Genomic DNA, 25,493 nt, shown 5'->3' with positions numbered 1-25,493 from the left:
CTTCTCCTATTCAGCCTTTTCAATATCTTTTTTCATCTCGTCAACATTGAACTTAGCAAACAAGTATTGACGGTCTTGGACTGGGAAACGTTGGTCCAACTGGTCAACAGCTCCCACCTCAACAATACCTTCCTTGATAACAAAGTTCATGACATGTCCACCGAAAGTCAAATCATCTGATATGAAGTGCAGATGGTAGCCTGCCACACTGACCCCATGGAAAATCTCAGGCGTCCAGAAACCAACAATGGTCCCCGCCACATTGTCACGACTATATTCCGGTTGATGGGTTGCGACATCAGCAAACTTGGTATCTGGTGTCGACTTGGGAATCATGCGCACATGCATATGCGAAAATTCCCCACGAATCTTGATAGAGCGGAAAAGATTTTCCCCATCATAATAAGACTCGATTCGCTCTTCCAATTCCTTGTCTGTCATCTCAAAGCGCTGACGGAAAATGACCTCTGCCTGATGTGGTACTACTGCAGCGTAAGGAATAAGGGCATCTGGTGACACTTCTACAATTTCCGGTTGTTCTCCTGAGCCTTTGGCTTGATAAGCCTTGCCATCCAAGACAATCAATTCTCCATCAATGGAATCCAAGGTTCCCAAACCAAGGTCACCATGCTCCAGCAATTCTCCTACTGTCATGGTACCACCATAAAGGCCTGCCATCAAAGCTCCAAGGGTATTGTATTGAAATAATTTCACTGGTTCCTGCACGTTCTTATCCATTCACTTTCTTGTCTGTTATACTATAAATCTTACTCCTAAGTATACCACATTTGCCCCTAGATGTGAACGATATAAACACTCTAGACATTGCAAAGAAGGAAAAAAAAAGGTACAATGTAACAAAATCAAGGGAGGTCTGGAATGAAGAAACAAAGCAAGTACCAAGAGGTCGTATCTTATCTGAAAAATAGTATCGAGTCTGGACGCTTTCCGACGGGAAGCCGCCTGCCTTCTATCCGTCAACTGAGCCTTGACTTTCACTGTAGCAAGGACACCATTCAGAGAGCCCTTCTGGAATTACGGCACGAACAATACCTCTATGCCAAGCCCCAGAGTGGCTACTATGTCCTAGAACAAGGGCAACACCAGGATCTAGAAATCGAAGTCACTGACGAACATGCCAGTGCCTATGACGATTTCCGACTCTGTGTCAATGAAACCTTGATTGGCCGGGAAAACTACCTCTTCAACTACTATGATAACCAAGAAGGATTAGAAGACTTAAGACAATCCATTCATAAACTCCTCTTTGACCAAGCCCTCTACTGCAAGGCTGACCAACTGGTACTGACTTCTGGAACCCAACAAGCCCTTTTTATCCTTTCTCAAATTTCCTTTCCTAGTCAAGCCAAGGAAATCTTGGTGGAACAGCCGACCTACCATCGGATGAATCGCCTCTTGATTGCTCAGGGATTGGACTATCAAACGATTGAACGAGGCATTGATGGGATTGACTTGGAGGAGCTGGAAGGTCACTTCAAAACAGGAAAAATTAAGTTTTTCTATACCATTCCTCGATTTCACTATCCTCTGGGACATTCCTATTCAGAGCAGGACAAACGAGCTATTCTTGACTTAGCTGCCAAGTATGGTGTCTATATCGTAGAGGACGACTATCTGGGGGATTTGGACTCCAAGAAGGGCCAGACCTTCCACTATCAGGATACAGAGAAGCGCGTCATTTACATAAAGTCCTTCTCAACCAGCCTCTTTCCAGCCCTGCGGATAACAGCACTCATCCTTCCAAATGCTATCAAGGAAGCCTTTGTGGCCTACAAAAATATCCTAGACTACGACAGCAACCTCATCATGCAAAAGGCCCTGTCACTCTATATTGACAGTCAATTATTTGAGAAAAATCGGCTAGCTCGCTTATCCAATCAGGAAGACTACCAAAAACAAATCGAGGAAAGACTAGATAACACTCCTTGTCCCCTTCCTCACTTTCCCCTACACGATGGTTTATTACTTGATCTCAGACAGTATCCTAAAATCGCCAGTCTCAAACACAGTCAACTGGGCTTAGACTTCTTTGAAGAGGCCTATTTAAGCACCTGTCCTTATCAATTTGCCAAGGTGTCCTTAGACAATCTGGAAAATGTTTTAGACTATTTAAAAGCAGAATTGGATTGACTTCCAACTCTGCTTTTTTCTTATACTCTTCGAAAATCAAATTCAAACCACGTCAGCGTCGCCTTACCGTACTCAAGTACAGCTTGCGGCTAGCTTTCTAGTTTGCTCTTTGATTTTCATTGAGTATTATTCTTCAACTTCTGTTAAGGTTGCCGCTTTTTCAAGATATTTTTGGTAGGTACCGTCATCCTTGAGTTTTTGGATGACCTTGTCCACCACTTCTTTTAAATCAGCACTATTTTTTCTAAGGGCAACTGCATTAGCTTCGCCGTCCTTCATCTTCAAGCTGACAGTTGCGACAGCTAAGTCGGCGTTTTTAGCAGCATAGCTAAGGGCAACAGGCTCATCCATGTGAACAGCATCTACTTTTCCAGCCTGCAATTCATTGACAGCTTCACCCATATTGGTTAGGGAAGTCAATTGAGCTTTTGGCAATTGTTCCTTGACCATAGCTTCTGGAACAGTCCCTTTTTGGGCTGCAATATTAGCACTTTCAAGGCTAGTTAAATCCTTGTATTTTTCTACATCAGACTTACGAACCAAGAAACTAATCTTGTTTTCATAGTAAGGGATTGAAAAATCAAAGACTTCTTTTCTCTCATCAGTAGCACTAATTCCTGCAACTGCTAGGTCAGCCTTCCCAGTTTGAAGACTGGTCAAAACATTGTCAAAACTCATGCTTGAGATTTCCAATTTCACCCCAAGTTCATCAGCGATAGCTTGGGCCATATCAATATCCGCACCGACTACCTGATTTTTCCCGTCAACTAAGGATTGGAATTCAAAAGGTGCATAGTCAGGACTAGTCGCCACAACTAATTTCCCCTTTTGCTTAATGGCCTCAACAGCTGACTGAGAACCATTAGAACCCGACTGGCAAGCCACTAAGAAGAAACTTGCAAGAAAGCTACATAAAACAAATATCCATTTTTTCGATTTCATAAATAAACGACCTCTCTGTTAATTTTGTATAATTATAACTCTATCCAAGTTGCTTGTCAAGTGTTTTTTTGAATTTTTATCTTAAAAATATTTTTTTCATTCAAAAAAGGAGCTATCTATTGATTTCAAGCTCCTTTTTATACAGAATGACTCTATTTTATAGTTCGACAATCTTACCTGTTTCAAAGTAAACAACCCATTCACAGATATTCTTGGCATAGTCTCCAATACGTTCCAAGAAGGCAATCACTTGGAAATAATCACGACCTGTAACAATGGCATCAGGATTTTTCTTGATTTCTTCTGTAGCCAAGTCACGAATGCTATCAAAGTAATGGTTGATTTTTTCATCCATTGCTGCTACTTCATAGGCCTGATCTACTGAACCATTGAGATAGAGTTCAAGGGCTGCTTCGACGAAGTTCTTGACATCGCGACCCATTCTCTTGATTTCTTCTTCAACAGCTGGGATGCGTTGCTCCCCCTTCATACGAATTGCCGCCTTGGCAATGGAAACGGCATGGTCACCCATACGTTCCAAGTCAGATACAGCCTTCAAGACTGTCAAAACAGTACGCAAGTCCTGAGAAACGGGTTGTTGAAGGGCAATCATTTCAAATGATTTCTTTTCCAATTTCACTTCGTATTCGTTCACTTCTGCATCGTCTTCGATGACTTCCTTGGCCAAATCACGGTCATGCGTAACAAAGGCACGCACTGTCCGATTGATTTGGGATAGCACTTCTTGTCCCATTGCATAGAACTGGTTGTGCAATTTCTCCAAATCTTCTTCAAATTGAGAACGTAACATCATTTATCTCCTTATCCAAATTTTCCTGAAATATAATCTTCTGTTTCCTTGTGTTGTGGGTTGAGGAACATCTTCTTAGTATCGTTAAACTCAATCAAATCTCCATCTAGGAAAAATCCTGTCTTGTCAGAGATACGAGAGGCTTGTTGCATGGAACGCGTAACCAAGAGCATGGTGTATTTATCTTTTAGAGCATACAAGGTTTCCTCAATCTTACCAGCCGAGATAGGGTCCAGAGCTGAAGTCGGTTCATCCAAGAGAATGATTTTAGGACTAGTTGCCAAGACACGGGCAACGCAGACACGTTGCTGTTGTCCGCCTGAAAGCCCGATAGCTGAATCATGCAGGCGATCCTTGACCTCATCCCAGATAGAAGCTCGTTGCAAGGCTTTTTCTACTGCTTCATCCAGAACTTGCTTGTCCTTCACTCCATTGATACGAAGCCCATAAACAACGTTTTCGTAGATAGACATAGGGAAGGGGTTTGGTTGTTGGAAAACCATCCCGATTTCCTTCCGCAATTCAACTGTATCTGTACGCGGACTGTAAATGTTGTGGCCGTTGTAAACTACTGAACCAGTTGTGGTTACCTCTGGATTGAGATCCCCCATGCGGTTGATAGCCTTGAGGAGGGTTGATTTCCCTGATCCAGATGGACCGATCAAGGCTGTAATTTCCTTAGGTTGGAAAGATAGGGAAACACTATTCAAGGCCTTCTTTTGATTGTAGTAAACGGACAGGTCTGATACCTGTAAAATCGCTTCTGTCATACGGTTTCCTTTCTATCCAAAGTGTCCTGTTACGTAGTCATTGGTTGACTGTAGTTTAGCATTTTGGAAAATATTAGAGGTCTTATCGTACTCGATCAAGTCACCCAAGTAGAAAAATCCTGTGTAGTCACTAGCACGCGCAGCCTGCTGCATACTGTGGGTCACGATGATGATGGTAAAATCCTTCTTTAATTCCAACATGGTTTCTTCCAACTGGGCTGTCGCAATCGGATCCAAGGCTGATGCCGGCTCATCCATCAAGAGAATATCTGGTTTAACCGAGATAGCACGAGCGATACAGAGACGTTGCTGCTGACCACCTGATAGGGTCAAGGCTGACTTGTGCAAATCGTCTTTGACCTGGTCCCAAAGGGCAGCCTGACGAAGAGAAGTTTCCACAATTTCATCCAAAACTTGCTTGTCCTTAACTCCTGCACGTTCATGGGCAAAAGTGATATTGCGGTAGATAGACTTGGCAAAGGGATTTGGGCGTTGGAAGACCATTCCAATGTGCTTACGCATCTCATAGACATTGATTTCTGGACGGTTGACGTCAATCCCTTGGTAGAGAATTTGACCTGTTACCTTGGCAATATCAATGGTATCATTCATACGGTTGAGACTGCGGAGATAGGTTGATTTTCCTGAACCAGAAGGGCCAATTAAGGCAGTAATTTTATTTTTTTCAAATTGCATATCGATGCCCTTGATAGATTCATTTTTACCGTAGTAAACATGTAAATCCTTAGTAGAGAGGGCCACTTTCTCTTCAGGAAAGGTGATGATATGCTTTTCATCCCAATTATATTTTGACATGGCTTCTCCTTTAGGCAGCGGTTAATTTCTTATGTAGGTAGCTTCCGAGTTTGCGGGCTCCAAAGTTAAAGATGAGGATAAAGATGAGGAGCACGGCTGCAGAACCTGCTGATACAATGGTTCCATCTGGAATGGTTCCTTCACTATTGACTTTCCAAATATGGACAGCCAAGGTTTCTGCTTGACGGAAGATAGAGATTGGGCTAGTTACACTGAGAATATTCCAGTTAGACCAGTCTAGGGCTGGAGCGGATTGTCCTGCTGTATAGATAAGAGCCGCAGCCTCACCAAAGATACGACCAGAAGCTAAGACGACCCCAGTCACAATACCTGGAAGAGCTTCTGGAATGACTACATGGACAACTGTCTCCCAACGAGAAATTCCAAGGGCCAAGCCAGCCTCACGTTGCGTATGGTGAACGTGTTTCAAGCTGTCTTCAACGTTACGAGTCATCTGAGGCAGGTTAAAGACCGTCAAGGCCAAGGCACCTGAGATGATTGAAAATCCATACTCAAACTGAACTACAAAGATCAAGTAACCAAAGAGACCTACAACCACAGATGGCAGTGAAGACAAGATTTCAATACAGGTTCTGACAAAGTTGGTCACAGGACCTTTTTTGGCATATTCAGCTAGGAAAATCCCAGCCCCCATAGACAAGGGAACAGAGATAATCAAGGTGATGACCAAAAGGAAGAAGGAATTATAGAGCTGAATTCCAATCCCTCCGCCTGCTTGGTAAGAAGATGATTTGCCAGTCAAGAAAGACCAAGAGATGTGGGGCAAACCACGAACCAAGATATAAAGAATCAAGGATGCCAAGATGGCAACAATAATTCCTGCAATCGAGTAGAGGACAGCTGTTGCAATTTTATCTAATTTCTTAGCGTGCATAGTTTTTCTTTCCTCTTTCTTTCGTAATCAATTTAATCACACTGTTGAAGGCCAAACTCATCAAAAGCAAGACTAAGGCCAGTGACCAGAGAACGTTATTGTCAACGGTTCCCATAACGGTATTTCCGATACCCATGGTCAACACAGAGGTCAAGGTTGCAGCAGGTGTTGTCAATGAAGTTGGGACAACGGCTGAGTTTCCAACTACCATCTGAATGGCCAAGGCCTCACCAAAGGCACGCGCCATCCCAAAGACCACTGCTGTGAAAATCCCTGAACGCGCTGCCTTCAAGGTCACGCGCCAGATGGTTTGCCAACGAGTAGCCCCCATAGCCAAACTTGCTTCGCGGTAGTGACGAGGCACCGCACGCAAGCTATCTGTTGTCATAAAGGTTACCGTCGGTAAAATCATGACAAAGAGTACGAAAATCCCTGACAGAATCCCAAAACCAGTTCCACCAAAGATACTACGGACAAAAGGAACTACGACCTGCAAACCAATAAATCCATACACAACTGAAGGAATCCCGACTAGCAATTCAATGGCTGGTTGCAAGATTCTAGCACCTTTTGGTGAGACCTCCGTCATAAAGACTGCCGCACCAATGGCAAAAGGAGTTGCGATAAGTGCTGATAGGATTGTGACAATAAAGGAACCCAAAATCATAGGAAGGGCACCAAATTGTTTACCTGAAGGATTCCAAGTTTGGCCAAATAGGAAATCAAAGATATTAACCCCATTTACAAAGAAGGTCGACAAACCTTTTTGGGCTACGAAAATCAAAATCATGGCCACAATGATAACAATCAAAGACAGACAGGCAAAGGTTAAGCCTTTTCCTAGTTTCTCTAGACGAGAGTTCTTTGAGGGAGAAAGTAATTTTTTAGCTAATTCTTCTTGATTCATTATTGACTCCCTTCTAGTGCTGTCACCGTTCCTACAGCATCTTTTTGGACCTTCATTTCCTTGACAGAAATATAGCCCATCCCCTTAACGATTCCACTTTGCGCTTCATCTGAGAGGACAAAGTTGAGGAATTCTTCCACCAATTCATTTGGTTGACCTAGGGTGTACATGTGTTCATAAGACCACAAAGGCCAGTTATTGCTTGTAACATTTTCTGCAATTGGCTCATAGCCATTCAATTTCATGCGTTTAACCGAGTCATCCACATAGGCAAATGCTAGGTAAGAAATGGCTCCTGGTGTCTGGGAAACAATGTTTTTGACCATCCCATTTGAATCCTGTTCTTGACTCTGCACGGCAGATTGACCATCCATGACAACACTATCAAAGGTTGCACGCGAACCAGAACTTGCCGCGCGGTTGATAATGGAAATGGCTAGGTCTTTCCCACCGACTTCTTTCCAGTTGGTCACTTGACCTGTGAAGATGCTACGGAGTTGTTCAGTTGTCAGATTTTCAACATCAACTTCCTTGTTCACAATCACTGCCAAGCCCGCTACTGCTACCTTATGGTCCACTAGAGCGGATGCGTTGATACCGTCTTTTTCCTCGGCAAATACGTCTGAATTTCCTACATCAACGGCTCCAGACTGAACCTGAGACAGACCGGTACCAGATCCTCCACCTTGGACGTTGACTGTTTTTCCAACGTGCATAGAACCAAATTCATCTGCTGCTGCTTCGACCAAGGGCTGAAGAGCCGTTGAGCCAACAGCTGTCATGGATTCTCCACGCTCAATCCAGCTAGCACATCCCGCCAAAGAACCTGCCAGCAAAAGAGCTGCAAGGGATAGAGCGAGTTTTTTCCTTTTTTTCACTGTTTTTCTCCTTGAAAATAATGGTGAATGCTGTGAATTTTTTCAACTATTTATTTATGTTTTTCTTTTTTAAAATTGGGAGCCAACCGAAGTTGCTAGCTTGGTTTTACTAGAAATTTGCTCAGTTGCCTTACCCACCAATTTTGACTTAAAATGAAAGACAATTTGAAAAAAATCCATACTTCCACTATAACATAGACAAGCTACTTTGACTAGCATTTTCACTTGAATCTGAGGCCTTTTGGAAAATAATTTTTCAAAACATTTCCAGTCACCTTAGCAAAGCCCAAACCATTTCCTTTAACTAAAACTTGGTACCAACCATTAGGCAGACTTTCCGCCAGCTGAACGGTTTCTCCAGCCACATACTTTACAAACGCTTCTTGGTCAATTTCAACCGACTGCTTGACCTGACTCGGTTTCAAGGCTAGACCAAGAGCAAAACTAGGCTCAAAGCGTTTCTTCTTAAAGGTCCCTAGATGCAGGCCATTCCTAGCAATCTTGAGCTTCCCTAAATCTGGCAAAAGTTCTGGCAAGAGATAAAGTTGGTCACCAAAAGTCTGCAAGATACCCCTTAGATTGATTTTCAGGTGTTTTTGGGCAAATTCCTGCCACAAAGTAAGTTGTTCTCGGCCGAGGTTGCTCTTACTTGCCTTAAATTTAGGTGCTGGATTTTCACCTTTAAATTGTAGATGAGCTACAAACTGCCCCTCTCCCTTAAAATGATGAGGGTACATCCGAGCCGTTTCTGGCAGGTCAATACCAGCTACCATTCCATTGATATGTTCAACTGGTAGCAAGTCAAAATCATACTCTTCCAGTAGCCAATTGACGATCTCTTCGTTTTCCTCAGGTGCCCAGGTACAGGTTGAATAAACCAAGCGACCACCTTCAGCTAGCATGGTTACTGCATCTTCCAGAATTTCTCTTTGCAAGCTAGCACATTGACTCGGATAATCTAAGCTCCAATAGTCCATAGCATCTGGTTGCTTACGAAACATCCCTTCCCCAGAGCAAGGAGCATCAAGGACAATAAGGTCAAAATAGCCTTTAAAGACCTTGGCCAAGCTGTCGGCAGATTCATTAGTCACTACGACATTTGTCGCTCCAAAGCGCTCCATATTTTCTACTAAAATCTTAGCCCGTTTGCTTGAAATTTCATTGGAAACAAGTAGCCCCTCCCCTGCTAGATAGGCTGCCAGTTGAGTTGATTTGCCACCCGGTGCAGCTGCCAAGTCCAAGACCTTCATCCCAGGACTGGGCTTGGCTACCTGAGCCACCATCTGGGCAGCAGGTTCTTGCGAATAAACCAAACCAGTAGCATGCTCAGGCGATTTCCCTGAAACCTTCCCGTAGTGGCCCCAAGGAGTTTGAGGAATGGCATCAGGAAAGGAAACTGGCGCTTCTTTTAAAGGATTGACCCGAAAAGCCGAAACCGCTTCCTCCTCAAAAGAGGCAAGAAAATCTCTTGCCTCATCTCCTAATATCTCTTCATATTTTTCAACAAATCCTTCTGGAAATTGCATCTAAGTTCTTTTCCTTTCGTAAATATAGGACTGAATTTCCTCCTGCATCTCAAGAGGTAACATCATGACCGGTTGTCTGGTTTGAAAATCAAGCGGGTGACCAGATAGAGTCACAACCCGATAGCCCAGACTTTCCCCTAAAATACTAGCCGCAGCATAATCCCATGGTTGCAGATAGGTGACATAGGTCAACAAACGCCCTGACAAAATCTTGGCAAAACTAATAGCCGCACTCCCATAGACACGAACACCTAGTACGGCTCGACTCAAATCAGCCAGCCCCCATTCATTGGTTTCCAGCATACCACTATTCCCTGCAATAAGGAAATCTCCAAGTGGTTTTGCTTTAAAGGGAGCTAGGGGCCTATCATTTAGACAAACTGGAAATTCCCCACCACCGTGGTAACAATCCCCTTTGACCACATCATAAATCAGACCAAACTGTCCCTGACCATTTTCAAAATAAGCCATCATGACAGCAAAATCTTCCTGCTGGGCCACAAAATTATTGGTCCCATCGATGGGATCAATGACCCAAACCTTACCCTCTTTAACCGAGGCTCGCAGACACCCTTCTTCAGCACAAATCTTATCCTCAGGATAACGAGACAAAATCTCACTAACCAAGAGTTCCTGAACTTCCTTGTCCAGTCTGGTCACCAAATCTGTTGGAGAGGACTTGGTTTCAACACACAAGTCTTCCTGCATATGGTCAAGAATGTACTGACCCGCCTTATTGACAAGCTCTTTAGCAAATTCAAATTTACTTTCCAAGAGAAATCTTCCCTTCCCCTTTTTCCTTGGCAGTCTGAACTGCTCGATAAAGCGAATAGCCACTAACTGTTTCAAATTCTCGTCCCAAACGTTTTTCTTCGCTCTTGCTTGGCACGACCGCTTTGAATCCCTTATAGGAGTCCAGTAACTTTTTAGCCTCTACCTTGCCTTCATAGGCAGCTTCAACATCATTAAAAAAAGAAAGCACTGAAGCAAGTTCTTCAGTGCTCCACGACAAATCTAGTGGGTAACTATACTGTTTGTTCATTAACTAATACCAGCTCTCATTCTTGCTTCTTTTAGTTCTTGCTTACGGTAACTACGAGGGAGAAAAGCACGAATCTCATCTTCATTAAAACCGATTTGCATACGTTTGGCATCGATAATAATTGGACGACGCAAAAGACTAGGATACTGCTCAATCAAATGAAGCAATTCTGATACCGAAATACTTTCTACATCAATATCTAATTTTTGAAAAATTTTTGAACGAGTTGAAATGATGTCATCAGTACCATTTTCGGTCAAGGAAAGAATGTGTTGCAATTCTTTTCTCGTTAAAGGACTGGTCATAATATTGTGCTCCTCAAAGGGCACCTTATGTTTTTCTAACCAGGCCTTCGCCTTACGACATGAAGTACAGCTCGGTGATAGAAATAGTGTAATCATGCTTTTCTCTTCTTATCTATACTTTGCTAGTTCTATTATACAAAAAAATAAAGCGCTTGACTAGAGATTTTTAGAAAAAAAAGCCTATTTTTTCAAGAAAAATAGACTGTTTGCGAACGATTGATACATTTTGGATTTAGTTAATTCACTCTTGACAATAGTTTCGAATCATATACCTAACTTATTTACTCAAAATAAGAACATCTTTAGTATTATTTCCTACGACTTTTCAGGTATAGAAAACCAAAGAAGCTTTCATAGAGGGCAAAAAAGAGGAGGAAGGCGTGAAGGAAGAAGGTCTCTGGTAAAATTAAAATAACTGGATCCTTGGCTGGGTCAAAAAGCCAGGTATCATCTCCCACAAAGAGAATTTGATGGAAAAGAGTAAAGAATTGGTCAAAACCAATCAACACTCCCCCAAGCCCAATCAGCAAAGGCAAGACCACTAGAGTCAGAAGTCCCTTACTAAATAAAGATAAAAATCCCTTTTTAACAATCTTATTGACAAAGAAATAGAAGCTTGGTAGTGTCACAAGGGCAACTAATTGAACTAGGTGAAAGAGGTCCTTGACCACCGCAAAGTGGTGCAGACCAGCTGCTGACGAACGAAAATCTGGCATCTCTAAGACCTGACTAAAAGGATTGGTCAGGTAATTCATCAAGATATGAAAGTTGTACTGAATAGTTTCTGGTTTTAAATAGACCCTATCCGTTAAGTTCAACCACTGAATATCCAGCGGATAAAAAATCCAAGCCAAATAAATGGTCAAAAGGATTGAGAGGGAGAGGAGAAAGAGCATAGAGCTCCAAAAGGTCAGTTTAGTTTTCATCAAAGTTCCACTCCGCAAGGCTAGAAACCACATGAGTCGGTGCGATTGGCAGGTCTGCTACTTCTTCTGCCTTGGTAAAACCTGTTGTCACCAAGAGCGTTGGAATGCCATTGTCAATCCCTGCTCGAATATCAGTCAAGTAATTGTCCCCAACCATGATTAATTCTTCACGTTCCAAACCTAAGTGCTCAACCGCCTTGTCCATAATGATGGCATTTGGTTTTCCAATATAAACAGGCTTCACTCGTGTTGCCACTTCAAGAAGGGTAATCAGCGAACCAGCACCTGGCAAAAGACCGCGTTCTGTCGGGATGTTGAGGTCAGGATTGGTTCCGATAAAGTGAGCACCCTTTTGGATAGCTAGAGTTGCTGTCGCAAATTTTTCATAGTCAACTTGCCAGTCCAGGCCTACTACCACATAGGCAGGATTATCCTTGTCTTCCACATAACCAGCCGCCTTGATGGCTTCCTTGAGTCCTGCTTCTCCGATGACATAGACTGTCTTTTCAAGTCCCAAGTCGTTCATATAGTCGATAGTCGCCAAAGTCGCTGTGTAGACAGTCGATAGAGGAGTATCAATATTAAAATTCTGAGCCAACATCTCCTGAACACTCTCTGGAGTGCGGGTTGTATTGTTAGTCACAAAGAGATAGGGGATGTCTCGCTTTTGCAATTCGTGGACAAAAGCCTCTCCTGCTGGAATTCGATCTTTCCCCTTATAAATGGTTCCGTCTAAATCAATTAAATAGCCTTTATACTTCATATTTTTCTCTAATCCTTCTTCATTTCTTGCCAAGTGATGATAGCTTGGGCATTGGTAGCCCCGTCGCTTGTAATCTCATGTTTGCTTTCCAGTCCAGTCCGTTCAACAGCCGATGTAATCACCCCACCTGGTCTAACTTCCTTGACATACTTGAGGTTGATTTTCTTGGGAATATAGTGGGTCAAAAAATCCGCTCCCATAACCTCAAAAATCCAGTCCAAATACTTACTGTTATTAACATGACCATTCATATCCAAGTCGTAAAAACGAACATGGTAATCCTTGCTGATTGGCTCTTCCAAGTACTCATACTTTGGTCCACGGATAAGCTTTTTATCAAAATCAGACTGGTAAGGAGCCACAATATCAGGTTCGACAGCATGGACTTTTCGACTATCTCGATCCATGAGAACAAAGGTCGCCAACATGCGAATGATTTCTTGACCTGCTTCATCATAGATAGTGAAACGGCGATAGCAAAAGAGTCGATTGTAGCTCAAGGCTTCCGTTTCGATGGTGATTTCTTCCGCAAAACGAGGCAAACGAACCACCTCAATATCATAGTCTGTGATAATCCAGACCAGATTATAGTCTTCCAAAATGGCCTTATCACTAACTCCCAGCTCAATCGACTGCATCCCTGAAACTTGTAGGGATAGTAAAATCACATCTGGGAGTTTGATATGACCGTTCATATCAGCCATATCAAAAGGAATTTTCATTTTCATTTGATAAGTTAAGCCCATCATCCTACTCCAAAATAAATCGTTCTGCTACGGTGTCTCCCAAAAAGAGACCTCTCTTTGTCATGCGAACTCGGTCACCCTCTATTTGCATGAGACCTTTTTGAACCAAGTCTCTGACGATTTCGCCATATAGTCCATCAAAAGACCGGCCAAATTTTTCCTCAAATCGCGCCATAGAGACCCCTGATTTCTTGCGGAGGCCCAAGAACATTTCTTCTTCCATTTGCTCTTTTTGACTCAGGTGCTCTTCTGTGATGCGAGCATTGCCTTCCTCAACTGCACTGAGATAATGACGAATGGGACCATGGTTTTTATAGCGAATACCATTGACATAGCCAGATGCCCCAGCTCCAATACCATAGTATTCGGCATTGTCCCAGTACATGAGATTGTGACGACTTTCAAAACCGGGTTTGGAGAAATTGGAAATCTCATAATGCTCAAAACCAGCTCGCTCCAGCTCTGCAATGATGTACTCAAACATCTCAGCTTCCAGTTCCTCCTTAGGCAGAGGCAATTTCCCTCGTCGCATACGGTTCATAAAGACCGTATGATTTTCCAAAATCAAGCTATACAAACTCATATGGGGAATATCCAGTCCAATGACCTTAGCCACATTGTCCTTAACTTGCTCCATGCTCTGACCAGGCAACGCATAAATCAAATCGATGGAGATATTGTCAAAACCAGCTAGTTTCAGACGGTCGATATTTTCATAAATATCCTTCTCCAAATGACTGCGCCCAATTTTTTTCAGCATCTTATCATCAAAGGTCTGCACACCTAGCGAAACACGATTAATAGCCGAGTTTTTCAAAACAGCTATCTTATCTGCATCCAAGTCGCCTGGATTGGCCTCAATGGTCAACTCTTCTAAGACAGACAAGTCCAAGTTTTTAGTCAATCCCTTCAATAACACCTCCAGTTGCGGAGCTGACAGGGCTGTTGGTGTCCCACCACCGATATAGAGGGTTCTCAACTTTTGAATATCATAAGATTGAAACTCTTCTAACAGATGTTCCAAATAACTATCTACCGGCTGATTCTTGATAAAAACTTTTGAAAAGTCACAATAATAACAAATCTGGGTACAAAACGGGATGTGCACATAGGCTGACGTTGGTTTTTTCTGCATAGTACTTATTATACCACAAAGACAGGCTACGAGAAAAAAATCACCATCCCCAGATACATAGTCTGTCCAGAGATGGTGATGGTTTATTCTTCTGTTATGTCAATAACAATCTCTTCTGATTCATCAAGAGTTTCGGCCTTTTCTTGCCATTGCTCCTTGAGATTATTGAATCGATCTTTTGATGCTTCTGTCGCTTGACGAGCACATGATTTGGCTTGAGCAAGGACACTGTCCACAGTGATTTCACCTGACTCAACCTGTTCTTTGGTTTTAAGAACAAAATCTGTAGCCTGCTCCTTGACTTCTGTCAGTTTTCCACAGACCTGCTCCTTGGCATACTCAGGATCTTCTCTCAAATCATCTAGAAAATCTTGAGCCTGACTGCAAACTTGTTTGCCCTTGTCGCTTGTTAAAAACAAGGCGAGAGCTGCACCTGAAACGGTTCCTAAAAGGATTGAGGATAGTTTACCCATAAGAATTCTCCTTTTTTATTTTTTGAAAAATTTACTTGCTACACGAAGAGCTGACAAACTTGCACCAGTCTTGAGTGTCTTTGAACCAGCTGATGAAGCTTTCTTACTCAAGACACGCGCATGGTCATTAAGATCTGAAACAGATAGAGATAAATCTGCAACTGCACTAAAGAGTGGATCAATCGTTGCCATCTTGACGTTAATATCATCTGCCAAGACATTGACCTTGGCCAGCAATTCATTGGTATGATGCAAGGTCACATCCACATCTGAAGTTAAGGTTTTAATCGTCTTCTCTGTTTCATCTATAACACGTCCAAGCTTTTGTACAGTAATGATTAGATACACTAAAAAGACAATCAAAGCAAGGGCTACAAGAATATATGCAACTTCTAACATTTAGTTTTCCTCCTCAGTAAAATAGTAAGGGGCCTTCTTTCGATTTTGATATAGAACGATAAAAATACCCAGTCCGATAAGAACAACTGATAGCCATTGAGACACTCGAAGGCCAAAGAACATGAGGCTATCTGTCCGCATGCCTTCGATGACCATACGACCGAAACCATACCAAATCAAGTAAAAGGCAGTGATATGACCTCGTCTGAGACTCTTCCATTTTCGTCTCAATATCAAAATCAAGGCAAAGCCAAGTAGATTCCAAAGAGACTCATAAAGGAAGGTCGGCTGACGGTAGCTCCCTTCAATATACATCTGGTCACGGATAAAGCCAGGTAGATAATCCAGATTATCCACTGCTGCACCATAGGCTTCTTGGTTAAAGAAATTGCCCCAGCGACCCAAACTTTGGGCAATCATGACGCTTGGCGCCGCAATGTCTAGAAAATCCCAAGTATTGATGAGTTTGCGATCAGCAAAGATATAGAGTACAATAGCCCCAGTTATCAAACCACCGTAAATAGCCAAACCACCATTCCAAATGGCAAAAATTTCTCCCAAGTTCTGACTATAGTAATCAAAACGGAAAATAACATAATAGAGACGAGCTCCTAAAATAGCCAGAGGAAAGGCTATCAAGATAAAATCTAAAATATCGTCTGGTATGATCTTCTTTCTAGGTGCTTCTTTCATGGTCAAATAAACCGCAAGAATCAAGCCTGTTACAATACACAAGGCATACCATCGAATAGCTAGAGGGCCTAGATGAATAGCAATTGGATCAAACATTAGGCACCTCCTCGTTTTGAGCAATGAGATTGGTCAAGCGTTCTTCGAACAAACGCGTCGCATCAAAGCCCATTTCCTTGGCACGATAATTCATGGCAGCAGCCTCAATCACGACAGAGATATTACGACCTGTTTTCACTGGAATGCGGATACGAGGAATGGCTACGCCAGAAATTTCTATTTCCTCTGCATTGTTTCCAAGACGATCAAAAGTTTTATGTGTATCGTAATTTTCCAAATAAACAGCCAGCTGGACTTGTGAAGAATCCTTGACGGCACTCGCACCGTAGAGGCTCATGACATCGATAATCCCAACCCCACGAATTTCAATCAGGTGTCTCAAGATTTCAGCTGGTTCACCCCAAAGAGTAATCTCATCCTTGGCAAAGATATCGACACGATCATCGGCTACCAAGCGGTGACCACGTTTGACAAGCTCTAGACCTGTCTCACTCTTACCGATGCCACTATCACCTTGAATCAAGACACCCATTCCATAGATATCCATCAAGACACCGTGCACACTGGTCCGTTCTGCTAAACGTGAATCCAGATAACTAGATAACTCTCCAGATAAACGACTGGTTGCCGTACGGCTGGTTAAAATGGCAATCTTACATTCTCTGGCTGCCTTTAGCATCTCCTCTGGAACCACCAAACCACGAGCAACAATGACCGCAGGTGTCTCAGGTAGAAACATTTTTTTCAAGACTTGGTAACGGTTGTGAGAGGACATCGAAACGAGATAGGACCACTCCTTCATTCCCAAGAGTTGGATTCGCTCAGGCGTATAATAGTCAAAATAGCCCGTCATTTCAAGACCAGGTCGCGTAATGTCCGCGGTATTAATTTCCTTTTCAAGTAATTCTGGTTCGCCATAGACAATGTCTAGTCTGAGCTTTTCAATCACTTCTTTTACTAAAACCGACATCATTTCCTCCTTCAAATGAGTTCTTCTCTCTATTATATCAAATTGTAGGAGGATATTTGAGATTTTTGCAGGCTTTGAAGTATTTATTTATACTCAATGAAAATCAAAGAGCAAACTAGGAAACTAGCCGCAGGTTGCTCGAAGCACTGCTTTGAGGTTGTAGATAAGACTGACGAAGTCAGTCACATATATAATCCAAGGCGACGTTGACATGGTTTGAAGAGATTTTCGAAGAGTATTAAAAGAAAAAAGACTAGATTTCTCCAGCCTTTCATTTCTAATTAGAATTTTTTACGTTTACGAGCTGCTTCTGATTTACGTTTACGTTTTACAGAAGGTTTTTCATAGAATTCACGTTTGCGTGTTTCTTGAAGAGTACCAGCTTTAGTAACCGCACGTTTGAAACGACGAAGTGCGTCGTCAAGAGATTCATTCTTACGTACTACTGTTTTAGACATTTTTTTCACTCCCTTCAAGTTCAAGATCTATTCTATTTTACACGTAAAAGGAATAATTGTCAAGAAAAAATCCGGTTTAATTTTGATTTTTTTGCCATTTATACAAGAGTTTAAAGCACTCAGATAGAAGAAACTGAAGGGTTTCGTTTTTTATTTTTCAAGTAGGCTGAGCGCTTCAGCATCTGCGATGATGGTCACATCTGGGTGGTTTTGTAGGCTACTTGCAGGTAGATTCTCAGTCACTAGGCCAGACACTGTTCCAGCAATGGCTTCTGCTTTTGATTCACCGTAGGCAAAGAGAAGGATTGACTTGGCATCCAAGATATTTTTAATCCCCATTGAAATGGCTTGGGTTGGAACATCTTCAATCTTGTCAAAGAAGCGCGCATTGGCTTCGATAGTAGACTGGTCAAGTTCTACTAGATGTGTTTGACTGTCAAATGGAGTACCAGGCTCATTAAAGCCGATATGTCCATTGCGACCGATTCCCAAGATTTGAAGGTCCACTGGATGGTCAGCCAAAATTTGGTTGTAGCGTTCAACTTCAGCTTCAGCATTGTCCTTAACCCCACGAGGCAAGAAACTTTCTTTAAATGGTTTTTGGTTAAACAAGTTTTCTTGCATGAAGTAACGGTAAGACTGTGGATTATCTCCATCAAGTCCTACATACTCATCAAGGTTGACACTGGTTAAATTTGAAAAATCAAGGTCACTCTCAACAATTTCCTTGTAAAATTCAAGTGGGCTACTTCCTGTAGCAAGTCCTAGGGTTTGAGCTCCATTGGCCAATTTTTCCTTCAAAATCTCAAAAGCAACTTTTCCACCCTCGATTTGGTTTTCAACTTTAATAACTTTCATCTTTTTATCCTCCGTTTCAATCTATATTTATTATATGGTATAGACCAATTTTTGTCAAGTGAAAACGATTTAATTTTCAAAAAAAGAGCGTCCAAACTTGAAACATGTTATAATGGATAAGATTAGAACTTAGAAAGAATGAACAGATATATGAATACAGCTGATTTTGATTTCCACTTACCTGAGGAATTGATTGCCCAAACGCCCCTTGAAAAACGGGACGCCTCTAAACTCCTCATCGTCAACCGTGAGACGGGAGAAATGCAGGATAAACACTTCCACTCTATTATTGATATGCTGGAACCTGGTGATGCCCTTGTCATGAACGACACCCGCGTTCTCCCAGCCCGCCTCTATGGTCAAAAGGAAGAAACTGGAGGCCATGTGGAACTTCTCCTGCTCAAAAATACTGCTGGAGATGAGTGGGAAGTTCTGGCTAAACCTGCCAAACGCCTCAAGATTGGTACTCGTGTCAGCTTTGGTGATGGTCGCCTCAGCGCTGTCGTTACGGAAGAATTGACCCACGGTGGTCGTATTGTCCGCTTTGAGTACCAAGGAATTTTCCTAGAAGTTTTGGAAAGTCTGGGTGAAATGCCTCTACCGCCTTATATCCATGAAAAACTGGATGACCGTGAACGCTATCAAACTGTTTACGCCAAGGAAAGTGGCTCTGCTGCAGCACCAACTGCTGGACTACACTTCACTAAAGAACTGCTAGCAGAAATCCAAGCTAAGGGTGTTCATCTAGTCTATCTGACTCTTCATGTCGGACTAGGAACCTTTAGACCCGTTTCAGTTGACAATCTGGACGAACACGAAATGCACTCAGAATTCTACCAGCTTTCTGAGGAAGCGGCTGCCACTCTTCGCTCTGTTAAGGAAAATGGGGGGCGTGTCATCGCTGTCGGAACCACTTCTATACGCACTTTGGAGACTATTGGTTCCAAGTTTGATGGGCAAATCCAAGCAGATTCTGGCTGGACCAATATCTTTATCAAACCTGGGTATGAGTGGAAGGTCGTGGATGCCTTCTCAACCAACTTCCACCTGCCAAAATCAACTCTGGTCATGTTGGTTTCTGCCTTTGCCGGCCGTGAATTAGTCTTAGACGCTTATCACCATGCCATTCAAGAACACTACCGCTTCTTCAGTTTTGGCGATGCCATGTTTATCTATTAATTTATATAATCAAAAAACGCATATTATCAAGGTTTTATAAAGCCTGATAGTATGCGTTTTGTAATGGATAAAAAATGAGTTAATTTATTCTAAAGCTCGTATCTTTCAAGCTCTGGACACTGGCATTGATCACCGCGCCGATAATCAAAATCTTAGCGATGAGAATAAACCAGAACATCATGACCACCACGACGACGGAACTGAAAAAACGCACGTCCACTAGGTGATTGACATAATTGTTAACATAGACTGAAAAGATATTGAGTAGTAAGACCAGGGTCAACAAGACAAAGGCACTACCTGGCAATACAGAGCGAATCCTTCGCACCTTAACATTGGGTAGAAAATAGTAGAGCATGACCAGGATGGCAAAAATCAAGGCATAGACCAAAGGGCCTGTTAGGTCTTGCAGATAATCAAAAAGAGGACTATCCGATTTCCAATAGCTTTTGACAAGGTTGAGGAGCATACGGCCAAAGACACTCAAAAACAGAGCTAAAGCAAAGAGAATCTGCAAGCCAAAACTGACAAACAAACTCATGAGTTGATGGGAAATCATTCCACGATTTTTTGATACTCCGTAAGCTTTATTAAAGGCTTTCTGCAGGAAATTCATAGATTTTGAAAAGGTCCAGAGGGCTGACAAAACCGCAAAACTCAATAAACCCGTTGACGGTTGGGTCAGCACTTCTGTAATGATCTTTGCGACCACATCATACATGGTATCCGGCAAGAATTCATTGACAACCTTTAAAAAATTAGAAACTGGAATCTGAAAATATGGGAGGATATTAACTACCACCAAAAGCAGGGGAAAAATCGAAATCAACCAATAGTAGGCTACTGCGACACTGGTTAACTCACTATCTGATGCTTGATAATAATGCAAAAAAGCTTTTAATAAGGGCTTATCTATCAGCTCTTTCCACCACTTCTTCATATCATACTCCTTCACTTATAATCTTGATTAATTTCTTCTTACCAATTCCATCATATCATAAGGCAGGGTATTGGCAGCTTCCTTCAAGGAATAGTTCTCTAGGTTATTTACATTTTGTCGTAACTTCTTGGCATACTTGGTCGTAATCAATCGTTTTTCTTCGTATTCGAAAATCAACTTGCGCTCCAGATAATAGCCTCTCAGCATTTCATCGATATTGTTGGGTTTGACACGATTGATAACCCGTTCGACAAAGGCACCACTGGTGATAATAGCTGTTTCTCTGAGACGAGAATCCTGCATGAAACTGATCAAAGAACTCTTATAAACCCCTTTTAGGTTCTCCAGACTTTCGATAATCATCTCTGTATTTTCTAGATAGAGCTCTGCAATTTGATCATAGTCAAGGGCTCTGAGTTTCTGTGATTCTTCATTTTTCCAACTGCGGAAGGTCTTGCCAAAGGTAAAGACTTCGTGAAGGAGAAAACGTAAAATCCGCAAGGAAACAAGGAAATAATAGGTCAAACGTGAAGCAAACTTACGATTGATACTTTGCTCCATGTTTTTCAAGTAACGTTGGTAGACTCGATAAGCACGCTCACTCATCTTGCCTTCTTCGTAAGCCTGTTCTAAACCATCACTTTCAATACTGAGGATAAGAAGTTTCAAGGCCTCCCAGTCTTCTTGAGCCCCCTTATTTTCTTGACTCAAGATAAGATTCTCTATTCGTCCATGGTAATTGTCAATGGCTGCATAGAGGGGGAGCTTATTTCTGGTATCTTCCAACTCTTTTTCCAACTCTATCGTTACTTCATTCAAAATGCCAATATGCATGAGATAGTCCTTACTTTCTTCCTGTTCATCAGAAAGATGAGGCAAGACTACGAGGCCTGTTAAAAAGCTTACAAGCGTCACACCTGCGACAAGGAAAAGCAAGAGAGGATACTCCTGTTCTAGATTACTTGGTATCAGAAGGATCGTAGCAATCGACACGGTTCCCTTAACACCTGAGAAAGTCAAAAGAAGCATGTCCTTCATATACTTATTCAGTTTTTTCTTGAGACGTCTAGTCCTATAGGCATAATAACCATAGATCATGACAAAACGAATAGCAAAGAGGACAAAGGTAAGGGCTATAAGAGATACCAATAAAAGTAAGGGATTATAGATTGGATTGGTCAAGATAGGTTCTGCTATCATTTCCAACTCCATCCCTAAAATCACAAAGACAGAACCGTTCAGCATAAAGTTCACTGTATGCCAGACCGTCTCGGTTACCGTATCCACTTGGGCTTCGAGGAGCGTGATTTTCTTAAATCGGCTTGCCTTTAAAATCCCAGCAACTACAACGGCAATAATCCCTGAAACGTGGACTTCTTCTGCCAGGAAAAAGGTTACCAAGGGCAAACTCAATTCCAGAAGGAGCTCACTAGCAATATCCGTTGCTCTCACACTCAGCAAGAAGCTATGGAGGAAACGGTTGGTCATAGCTGTTAAAAAGCCAATCAAAAAACCGCCTAGAATTGAAAAGATGAGCGAACTACTAGCTTGCCCAAGGGAAAAGGCTCCAGTTGTCCAAGCTGTCAAAGCTACCTGAAAGGCCACCAAACCAGATGCATCATTCAAGAGTCCTTCACCCTTAAGGATATTGGACACGCGCTTAGGAAAGCTAAACCGCTCCGAAAGAGAAGCAAAAGCCACCAAGTCCGTAGGGCCAAGAGCTGCCCCAACAGCCAAGCAAGCAGCCAAGGGAAGGCTGAACCAAAGAAGGTGGGCCAAGCCACCCAAACTCAAGGTCGAGATAAAAATCACTGGAAATATGAGATAAACAATGATTCTCCAGTGTTTTAAAATAGCCGTAATATCTGCTTCCTCCGACTCTCGGAAAAGCAAGGGCCCGATAACCAGGGCCAAAAACAACTCTGTATTGAGATGAAAATCAGTATTGGGTAAAAAGAGACCAATCACGATTCCCAAAAGAATTTGCACCAAAGGTAGAGGCAAAAAGGGTAGGGGCTTATTGGTTGTACTCGAGACAATCAAGACCAGTAAAAATAGGATGAGGTAAATCAGTAATTCCACGCACGACCTCCTTACTCTTTTTTACAACAAGATTCAAAAATCTCCTTCTGCTCTTTGATTTTTTGGTCAATCTTGGAACAATCTTTGTGCTCAATTTTTTTCTGGCACCGTTCCATTTCAAGAGCAACTAATTTTTTCTTGATTTTAAGCATTTTTTTACTCATGTGTGCTTGGTCTAACACACCCACCGCTCGTTCATGGTGAGTTGATTCAACAAAATTCTGGCGCATGGCATCCAGCTTTTCACGTAGGTATTGTTTATCCATGTCTATATCTCTCTATTTTTTCAATCATAACTAAAAACGGCGGGTTGTTGACTTGGTTTAAAGTTCGGTAAATGGCAGCTGTATACTCTTGTTGGTTCAACTGGCTAACAAAATCCAAGACAGCATCTTTCTCTAGGTCGCCTCCTTCATGACCATAGTAGATCATAATGGCAATCCGCCCACCTTTGACAAGCAAATGACACAGCTTTTCTAATGCTTCAATCGTTGTCTGAGGTCTGGTGATGACAGACTTATCAGCTGACGGCAGATAGCCCAGATTAAAAATCCCTGCCTTGGCTTCTGCCACAAACTGGTCCAGTGTCTCATGGCCTTGCAAGATTAACTGGGCATTTGTCATTCCAGCTTGATTCAAACGCTCTTGGGTCTTTTCCAAGGCTTGCTCCTGAATATCAAAGGCATAGACTTTCTTGGCTAGCTTGGCTAAAAAAAGCGTGTCATGACCATTTCCCATAGTCGCATCCACTACGATATCGTCCTGAGTTACTACCTCAGCCAAAAAGTCATGTGCCATCTCAAGTGGTCTTTTCATTTTCAAACTCCTGTTTTACAGCCTTGCATCCTTGAACGCTTCCACGACGTCGCATCTCCATCTCAATGCTGTTGAGGACTTCCCATTTATTGAGGCTCCACATAGGACCAATCAGCATATCTCTAGGTGCATCTCCTGTGATTCGATGGATGACAATATGTTTGGGAATGATTTCCAATTGGTCGCAGATGACCTTGACATATTCATCCTGACTCATCAACTGCAAGCGTCCTTCGTGGTAATCCCGTTGCATACGCGTATTGGTCATCAGGTGAAGCAAATGCAGTTTAATCCCTTGAATATCGTTATCCGTGACACAGCGGCGGACATTTTCAATCATCATCTCATGGGTTTCACCAGGCAAGCCATTAATAAGATGGGAAACAATCTCAATTTTTGGATACTTTCTCAAACGCTTGACCGTTTCCACGTACAACTCATAGGAGTGGGCACGGTTAATCAGATCAGAGGTTGCTTCATAAGTGGTCTGCAAGCCCAATTCAACCGTCACATGCATGCGCTCCGATAACTCAGCCAAATATTCGATGGTTTCGTCTGGTAAACAGTCTGGTCGCGTTCCAATATTAATTCCTACTACACCTGGCTCATTGATAGCCTGCTCATAGCGCTCTCGGATGACTTCAACCTTTTCATGGGTGTTGGTAAAATTTTGAAAATAAACCAGATACTTCTGAACATCTGGCCACTTACGGTGCATAAAGTCAATTTCCTTATAAAATTGCTCACGGATAGGCGCATCCGGTGCTACGATAGCATCTCCAGAACCTGAAACCGTACAAAAAGTACAACCTCCATGAGCCACAGTCCCATCACGATTGGGACAGTCAAATCCCGCATCAATAGGGACTTTAAAGGTCTTTTCTCCAAAGAGTTTTCGATAATAATCATTCAAGGTGTTATAAGATTTCATAACTTTCATTATAACAAAAATCACCCACAATCTCAAAAGCCTGACTTTCCTATAAATTCCTCTGTTTCTCGTTTCCATTAGCGATTTTTTATGATACAATATGGGTATGATTTTAATGAAATTAGCATCTATTTTATTATTGATACTGACCTTAGTAGTCTGCATTATCATAACCAAACTTTTTAGATTAAAAAAACTAGGACGAAACTTTGCGGATTTGGCTTTTCCAGTCTTGGTATTTGAATATTACCTTATTACAGCTAAAACCTTTACCCATAATTTCCTCCCTAGACTAGGCCTAGCCCTCTCACTCCTAGCCATTATTCTCGTTTTTTTCTTCCTTTTGAAAAAACGCAGCTTTTACTATCCTAAATTCATCAAATTCTTCTGGCGTGCAGGATTCTTAGTAACCCTTGTCATGTATATCGAGATGATTGTTGAATTGATGGCTCAGAAATAAAAACTAAATCGAAAACACCTCAATCAAACTGAAATACAGTGATTGAAGTGTTTTTCTTTATATCTTTTTCAATAATTCCTATTTTCCTTCTTTATCAGGAAAGATAAATCCAATACCAATGCAAGCTAGTACGCCCGCTCCAATCACTAGACCACTTGAAATTGGCAAAAGGTCCAAAATTGCATTCGCAATAATAAAGGCAATAATCAAACACATCAGACTAGCCTTGTAGTCTTTTTTCAAAAGATTCTCTAGAGTGAAAAAGAGGAACAAGCCTACCGGAATCAACGACCAGAGGTTGACATTTAAACTTGGCCATCCAACAGAACCAAAATACACTACTGTCGCTGCTGCTACTAAAAATATAATCCCTAATAATTTTTTCATTTTTTATCTCCAATTTCTTTTTTATGAACTTGAGTTATCTGATAGTGACGCCTCATGTCCCTTACAAAAATCATTATAGCAGAGGTTAGTGCCAAGAACAAGCTCTGTTGCCTATCTGGTCTCTATATCAGTCTAAGTGGTTGAATAATAGCGATAAAATAAGGAAACAGGGGAAAA

At 42.0% G+C, this 25,493-nt stretch carries 31 protein-coding genes; 3 read left to right on the top strand and 28 right to left on the bottom strand.

Annotated features, from left to right (window positions below):
* Positions 1-6 precede the first annotated feature (6 nt).
* Positions 7-738 carry an acetolactate decarboxylase gene (budA, locus tag O3664_RS00875; protein WP_084928656.1) on the bottom strand — a complete coding sequence of 244 codons (732 nt, stop codon included), beginning with the start codon at positions 736-738 and terminating at the stop codon, positions 7-9.
* A 141-nt stretch (positions 739-879) separates the two neighbouring features.
* On the opposite strand from budA, the gene O3664_RS00870 reads away from it, so the two are divergent.
* Positions 880-2,151, top strand: a complete 1,272-nt coding sequence (locus O3664_RS00870) for a PLP-dependent aminotransferase family protein (protein ID WP_371613485.1) — start codon at positions 880-882, stop codon at positions 2,149-2,151.
* 126 nt (positions 2,152-2,277) lie between these two features.
* Here O3664_RS00870 and O3664_RS00865 read toward each other — a convergent pair whose 3' ends face one another.
* The 21 genes from O3664_RS00865 to O3664_RS00765 all read right to left on the bottom strand — a co-directional run bounded on the left by O3664_RS00865 (position 2,278) and on the right by O3664_RS00765 (position 18,521).
* Complete coding sequence (locus O3664_RS00865; RefSeq protein WP_000837375.1) at positions 2,278-3,093, bottom strand: ABC transporter substrate-binding protein; 816 nt, start codon at positions 3,091-3,093, stop codon at positions 2,278-2,280.
* Between the two features lie 157 nt (positions 3,094-3,250).
* Positions 3,251-3,904 (bottom strand): phosphate signaling complex protein PhoU, encoded by a 654-nt coding sequence (gene phoU, locus O3664_RS00860; protein ID WP_000946458.1) that lies wholly within the window; start codon positions 3,902-3,904, stop codon positions 3,251-3,253.
* 11 nt (positions 3,905-3,915) lie between these two features.
* Positions 3,916-4,674 carry a phosphate ABC transporter ATP-binding protein PstB gene (gene pstB / locus O3664_RS00855; RefSeq protein WP_000133483.1) on the bottom strand — a complete coding sequence of 253 codons (759 nt, stop codon included), beginning with the start codon at positions 4,672-4,674 and terminating at the stop codon, positions 3,916-3,918.
* A gap of 12 nt (positions 4,675-4,686) precedes the next feature.
* Positions 4,687-5,490 carry a phosphate ABC transporter ATP-binding protein PstB gene (gene pstB, locus O3664_RS00850; RefSeq protein WP_000049848.1) on the bottom strand — a complete coding sequence of 268 codons (804 nt, stop codon included), beginning with the start codon at positions 5,488-5,490 and terminating at the stop codon, positions 4,687-4,689.
* A 10-nt stretch (positions 5,491-5,500) separates the two neighbouring features.
* On the bottom strand, positions 5,501-6,385 hold the full coding sequence (gene pstA / locus O3664_RS00845; protein WP_000543046.1) for a phosphate ABC transporter permease PstA: 885 nt from the start codon (positions 6,383-6,385) through the stop codon (positions 5,501-5,503).
* Positions 6,375-7,292 (bottom strand): phosphate ABC transporter permease subunit PstC, encoded by a 918-nt coding sequence (pstC, locus tag O3664_RS00840; protein WP_001070902.1) that lies wholly within the window; start codon positions 7,290-7,292, stop codon positions 6,375-6,377. The genes pstA and pstC overlap by 11 nt, the downstream gene beginning before the upstream one ends.
* On the bottom strand, positions 7,292-8,170 hold the full coding sequence (locus O3664_RS00835) for a phosphate ABC transporter substrate-binding protein PstS family protein (protein WP_125452276.1): 879 nt from the start codon (positions 8,168-8,170) through the stop codon (positions 7,292-7,294). The genes pstC and O3664_RS00835 overlap by 1 nt, the downstream gene beginning before the upstream one ends.
* A gap of 221 nt (positions 8,171-8,391) precedes the next feature.
* Positions 8,392-9,696, bottom strand: coding sequence for an RsmF rRNA methyltransferase first C-terminal domain-containing protein (locus O3664_RS00830; RefSeq protein WP_229294647.1), 1,305 nt, complete (start codon positions 9,694-9,696; stop codon positions 8,392-8,394).
* Entirely contained in the window at positions 9,697-10,470 is a 774-nt protein-coding gene (locus tag O3664_RS00825) for an inositol monophosphatase family protein (RefSeq protein WP_229294646.1), read from the bottom strand.
* The gene (locus tag O3664_RS00820; RefSeq protein WP_001041977.1) at positions 10,460-10,738 is read right to left on the bottom strand and encodes a UPF0223 family protein; all 279 of its coding nucleotides are present in this window, start codon (positions 10,736-10,738) and stop codon (positions 10,460-10,462) included. Before O3664_RS00820 ends, O3664_RS00825 begins: the two co-directional genes overlap by 11 nt.
* Positions 10,738-11,139 carry a Spx/MgsR family RNA polymerase-binding regulatory protein gene (locus O3664_RS00815; protein ID WP_000631254.1) on the bottom strand — a complete coding sequence of 134 codons (402 nt, stop codon included), beginning with the start codon at positions 11,137-11,139 and terminating at the stop codon, positions 10,738-10,740. Before O3664_RS00815 ends, O3664_RS00820 begins: the two co-directional genes overlap by 1 nt.
* 212 nt (positions 11,140-11,351) lie before the next feature.
* Positions 11,352-11,969, bottom strand: a complete 618-nt coding sequence (locus O3664_RS00810; protein WP_033684906.1) for a TIGR01906 family membrane protein — start codon at positions 11,967-11,969, stop codon at positions 11,352-11,354.
* Positions 11,959-12,732, bottom strand: a complete 774-nt coding sequence (locus O3664_RS00805) for a TIGR01457 family HAD-type hydrolase (protein WP_078238265.1) — start codon at positions 12,730-12,732, stop codon at positions 11,959-11,961. Before O3664_RS00805 ends, O3664_RS00810 begins: the two co-directional genes overlap by 11 nt.
* 8 nt (positions 12,733-12,740) lie before the next feature.
* On the bottom strand, positions 12,741-13,478 hold the full coding sequence (locus tag O3664_RS00800) for an acyl-ACP thioesterase domain-containing protein (RefSeq protein ID WP_371613484.1): 738 nt from the start codon (positions 13,476-13,478) through the stop codon (positions 12,741-12,743).
* A 4-nt stretch (positions 13,479-13,482) separates the two neighbouring features.
* Positions 13,483-14,613, bottom strand: coding sequence for a radical SAM family heme chaperone HemW (hemW, locus tag O3664_RS00795; protein ID WP_371613483.1), 1,131 nt, complete (start codon positions 14,611-14,613; stop codon positions 13,483-13,485).
* A gap of 83 nt (positions 14,614-14,696) precedes the next feature.
* On the bottom strand, positions 14,697-15,086 hold the full coding sequence (locus O3664_RS00790) for a YtxH domain-containing protein (protein WP_023946290.1): 390 nt from the start codon (positions 15,084-15,086) through the stop codon (positions 14,697-14,699).
* A gap of 15 nt (positions 15,087-15,101) precedes the next feature.
* Positions 15,102-15,485 (bottom strand): DUF948 domain-containing protein, encoded by a 384-nt coding sequence (locus O3664_RS00785; RefSeq protein ID WP_070478414.1) that lies wholly within the window; start codon positions 15,483-15,485, stop codon positions 15,102-15,104.
* A complete protein-coding gene (lgt, locus tag O3664_RS00780; protein ID WP_261017788.1) occupies positions 15,486-16,274 on the bottom strand; it encodes a prolipoprotein diacylglyceryl transferase in 789 nt (262 codons plus the stop codon). It abuts the gene before it with no gap.
* Entirely contained in the window at positions 16,267-17,205 is a 939-nt protein-coding gene (gene hprK / locus O3664_RS00775; RefSeq protein WP_049516049.1) for an HPr(Ser) kinase/phosphatase, read from the bottom strand. The genes lgt and hprK overlap by 8 nt, the downstream gene beginning before the upstream one ends.
* Positions 17,206-17,486: 281 nt before the next feature.
* The gene (rpsU, locus tag O3664_RS00770) at positions 17,487-17,663 is read right to left on the bottom strand and encodes a 30S ribosomal protein S21 (RefSeq protein WP_000048054.1); all 177 of its coding nucleotides are present in this window, start codon (positions 17,661-17,663) and stop codon (positions 17,487-17,489) included.
* A 150-nt stretch (positions 17,664-17,813) separates the two neighbouring features.
* Positions 17,814-18,521, bottom strand: coding sequence for a glucosamine-6-phosphate deaminase (locus O3664_RS00765; RefSeq protein ID WP_084925838.1), 708 nt, complete (start codon positions 18,519-18,521; stop codon positions 17,814-17,816).
* Positions 18,522-18,671: 150 nt separating this feature from the next.
* Between O3664_RS00765 and queA the strand changes: the two genes are divergently transcribed.
* Positions 18,672-19,700, top strand: coding sequence for a tRNA preQ1(34) S-adenosylmethionine ribosyltransferase-isomerase QueA (gene queA, locus O3664_RS00760; protein ID WP_004255765.1), 1,029 nt, complete (start codon positions 18,672-18,674; stop codon positions 19,698-19,700).
* A gap of 79 nt (positions 19,701-19,779) precedes the next feature.
* Here queA and O3664_RS00755 read toward each other — a convergent pair whose 3' ends face one another.
* From O3664_RS00755 to O3664_RS00735, 5 genes are read right to left on the bottom strand one after another with little or no spacing between them, the layout of a single operon-like run.
* A complete protein-coding gene (locus O3664_RS00755) occupies positions 19,780-20,640 on the bottom strand; it encodes a YihY/virulence factor BrkB family protein (protein ID WP_020902460.1) in 861 nt (286 codons plus the stop codon).
* A 27-nt stretch (positions 20,641-20,667) separates the two neighbouring features.
* On the bottom strand, positions 20,668-22,722 hold the full coding sequence (locus O3664_RS00750) for a sodium:proton antiporter (protein ID WP_261146918.1): 2,055 nt from the start codon (positions 22,720-22,722) through the stop codon (positions 20,668-20,670).
* Between the two features lie 11 nt (positions 22,723-22,733).
* Positions 22,734-22,988, bottom strand: a complete 255-nt coding sequence (locus O3664_RS00745) for a hypothetical protein (protein WP_261146917.1) — start codon at positions 22,986-22,988, stop codon at positions 22,734-22,736.
* Entirely contained in the window at positions 22,981-23,538 is a 558-nt protein-coding gene (locus tag O3664_RS00740; protein ID WP_371613482.1) for a class I SAM-dependent methyltransferase, read from the bottom strand. Before O3664_RS00740 ends, O3664_RS00745 begins: the two co-directional genes overlap by 8 nt.
* Positions 23,522-24,478: a TIGR01212 family radical SAM protein gene (locus O3664_RS00735; protein WP_045606008.1), complete on the bottom strand. Its 957-nt coding sequence runs from the start codon at positions 24,476-24,478 to the stop codon at positions 23,522-23,524. The genes O3664_RS00740 and O3664_RS00735 overlap by 17 nt, the downstream gene beginning before the upstream one ends.
* A 91-nt stretch (positions 24,479-24,569) precedes the next feature.
* On the opposite strand from O3664_RS00735, the gene O3664_RS00730 reads away from it, so the two are divergent.
* Positions 24,570-24,929: a DUF3397 family protein gene (locus O3664_RS00730; protein ID WP_078352365.1), complete on the top strand. Its 360-nt coding sequence runs from the start codon at positions 24,570-24,572 to the stop codon at positions 24,927-24,929.
* 78 nt (positions 24,930-25,007) lie between these two features.
* On the opposite strand, the gene O3664_RS00725 is transcribed toward O3664_RS00730, so the two are convergent.
* A complete protein-coding gene (locus O3664_RS00725; protein WP_247952771.1) occupies positions 25,008-25,316 on the bottom strand; it encodes a hypothetical protein in 309 nt (102 codons plus the stop codon).
* Positions 25,317-25,493: the final 177 nt, after the last annotated feature.

The organism is Streptococcus sp. 27098_8_109 (assembly GCF_041432295.1).
GTDB lineage: Bacteria > Bacillota > Bacilli > Lactobacillales > Streptococcaceae > Streptococcus.
The sequence above is the reverse complement of the archived record's forward strand: the minus strand, read 5'-3'. Positions and strand labels throughout refer to the sequence as shown.

Coding starts and splice junctions, on each gene's coding strand:
- budA (WP_084928656.1), bottom strand. CDS start 738: ATGGATAAGAACGTGCAGGAACCAGTGAAATTATTTCAATACAATACC.
- O3664_RS00870 (WP_371613485.1), top strand. CDS start 880: ATGAAGAAACAAAGCAAGTACCAAGAGGTCGTATCTTATCTGAAAAAT.
- O3664_RS00865 (WP_000837375.1), bottom strand. CDS start 3,093: ATGAAATCGAAAAAATGGATATTTGTTTTATGTAGCTTTCTTGCAAGT.
- phoU (WP_000946458.1), bottom strand. CDS start 3,904: ATGTTACGTTCTCAATTTGAAGAAGATTTGGAGAAATTGCACAACCAG.
- pstB (WP_000133483.1), bottom strand. CDS start 4,674: ATGACAGAAGCGATTTTACAGGTATCAGACCTGTCCGTTTACTACAAT.
- pstB (WP_000049848.1), bottom strand. CDS start 5,490: ATGTCAAAATATAATTGGGATGAAAAGCATATCATCACCTTTCCTGAA.
- pstA (WP_000543046.1), bottom strand. CDS start 6,385: ATGCACGCTAAGAAATTAGATAAAATTGCAACAGCTGTCCTCTACTCG.
- pstC (WP_001070902.1), bottom strand. CDS start 7,292: ATGAATCAAGAAGAATTAGCTAAAAAATTACTTTCTCCCTCAAAGAAC.
- O3664_RS00830 (WP_229294647.1), bottom strand. CDS start 9,696: ATGCAATTTCCAGAAGGATTTGTTGAAAAATATGAAGAGATATTAGGA.
- O3664_RS00820 (WP_001041977.1), bottom strand. CDS start 10,738: ATGAACAAACAGTATAGTTACCCACTAGATTTGTCGTGGAGCACTGAA.
- O3664_RS00815 (WP_000631254.1), bottom strand. CDS start 11,139: ATGATTACACTATTTCTATCACCGAGCTGTACTTCATGTCGTAAGGCG.
- O3664_RS00810 (WP_033684906.1), bottom strand. CDS start 11,969: ATGAAAACTAAACTGACCTTTTGGAGCTCTATGCTCTTTCTCCTCTCC.
- O3664_RS00805 (WP_078238265.1), bottom strand. CDS start 12,732: ATGAAGTATAAAGGCTATTTAATTGATTTAGACGGAACCATTTATAAG.
- O3664_RS00800 (WP_371613484.1), bottom strand. CDS start 13,478: ATGGGCTTAACTTATCAAATGAAAATGAAAATTCCTTTTGATATGGCT.
- hemW (WP_371613483.1), bottom strand. CDS start 14,613: ATGCAGAAAAAACCAACGTCAGCCTATGTGCACATCCCGTTTTGTACC.
- O3664_RS00790 (WP_023946290.1), bottom strand. CDS start 15,086: ATGGGTAAACTATCCTCAATCCTTTTAGGAACCGTTTCAGGTGCAGCT.
- O3664_RS00785 (WP_070478414.1), bottom strand. CDS start 15,485: ATGTTAGAAGTTGCATATATTCTTGTAGCCCTTGCTTTGATTGTCTTT.
- lgt (WP_261017788.1), bottom strand. CDS start 16,274: ATGTTTGATCCAATTGCTATTCATCTAGGCCCTCTAGCTATTCGATGG.
- hprK (WP_049516049.1), bottom strand. CDS start 17,205: ATGTCGGTTTTAGTAAAAGAAGTGATTGAAAAGCTCAGACTAGACATT.
- rpsU (WP_000048054.1), bottom strand. CDS start 17,663: ATGTCTAAAACAGTAGTACGTAAGAATGAATCTCTTGACGACGCACTT.
- O3664_RS00765 (WP_084925838.1), bottom strand. CDS start 18,521: ATGAAAGTTATTAAAGTTGAAAACCAAATCGAGGGTGGAAAAGTTGCT.
- queA (WP_004255765.1), top strand. CDS start 18,672: ATGAATACAGCTGATTTTGATTTCCACTTACCTGAGGAATTGATTGCC.
- O3664_RS00755 (WP_020902460.1), bottom strand. CDS start 20,640: ATGAAGAAGTGGTGGAAAGAGCTGATAGATAAGCCCTTATTAAAAGCT.
- O3664_RS00745 (WP_261146917.1), bottom strand. CDS start 22,988: ATGGATAAACAATACCTACGTGAAAAGCTGGATGCCATGCGCCAGAAT.
- O3664_RS00740 (WP_371613482.1), bottom strand. CDS start 23,538: ATGAAAAGACCACTTGAGATGGCACATGACTTTTTGGCTGAGGTAGTA.
- O3664_RS00735 (WP_045606008.1), bottom strand. CDS start 24,478: ATGAAAGTTATGAAATCTTATAACACCTTGAATGATTATTATCGAAAA.
- O3664_RS00730 (WP_078352365.1), top strand. CDS start 24,570: ATGGGTATGATTTTAATGAAATTAGCATCTATTTTATTATTGATACTG.
- O3664_RS00725 (WP_247952771.1), bottom strand. CDS start 25,316: ATGAAAAAATTATTAGGGATTATATTTTTAGTAGCAGCAGCGACAGTA.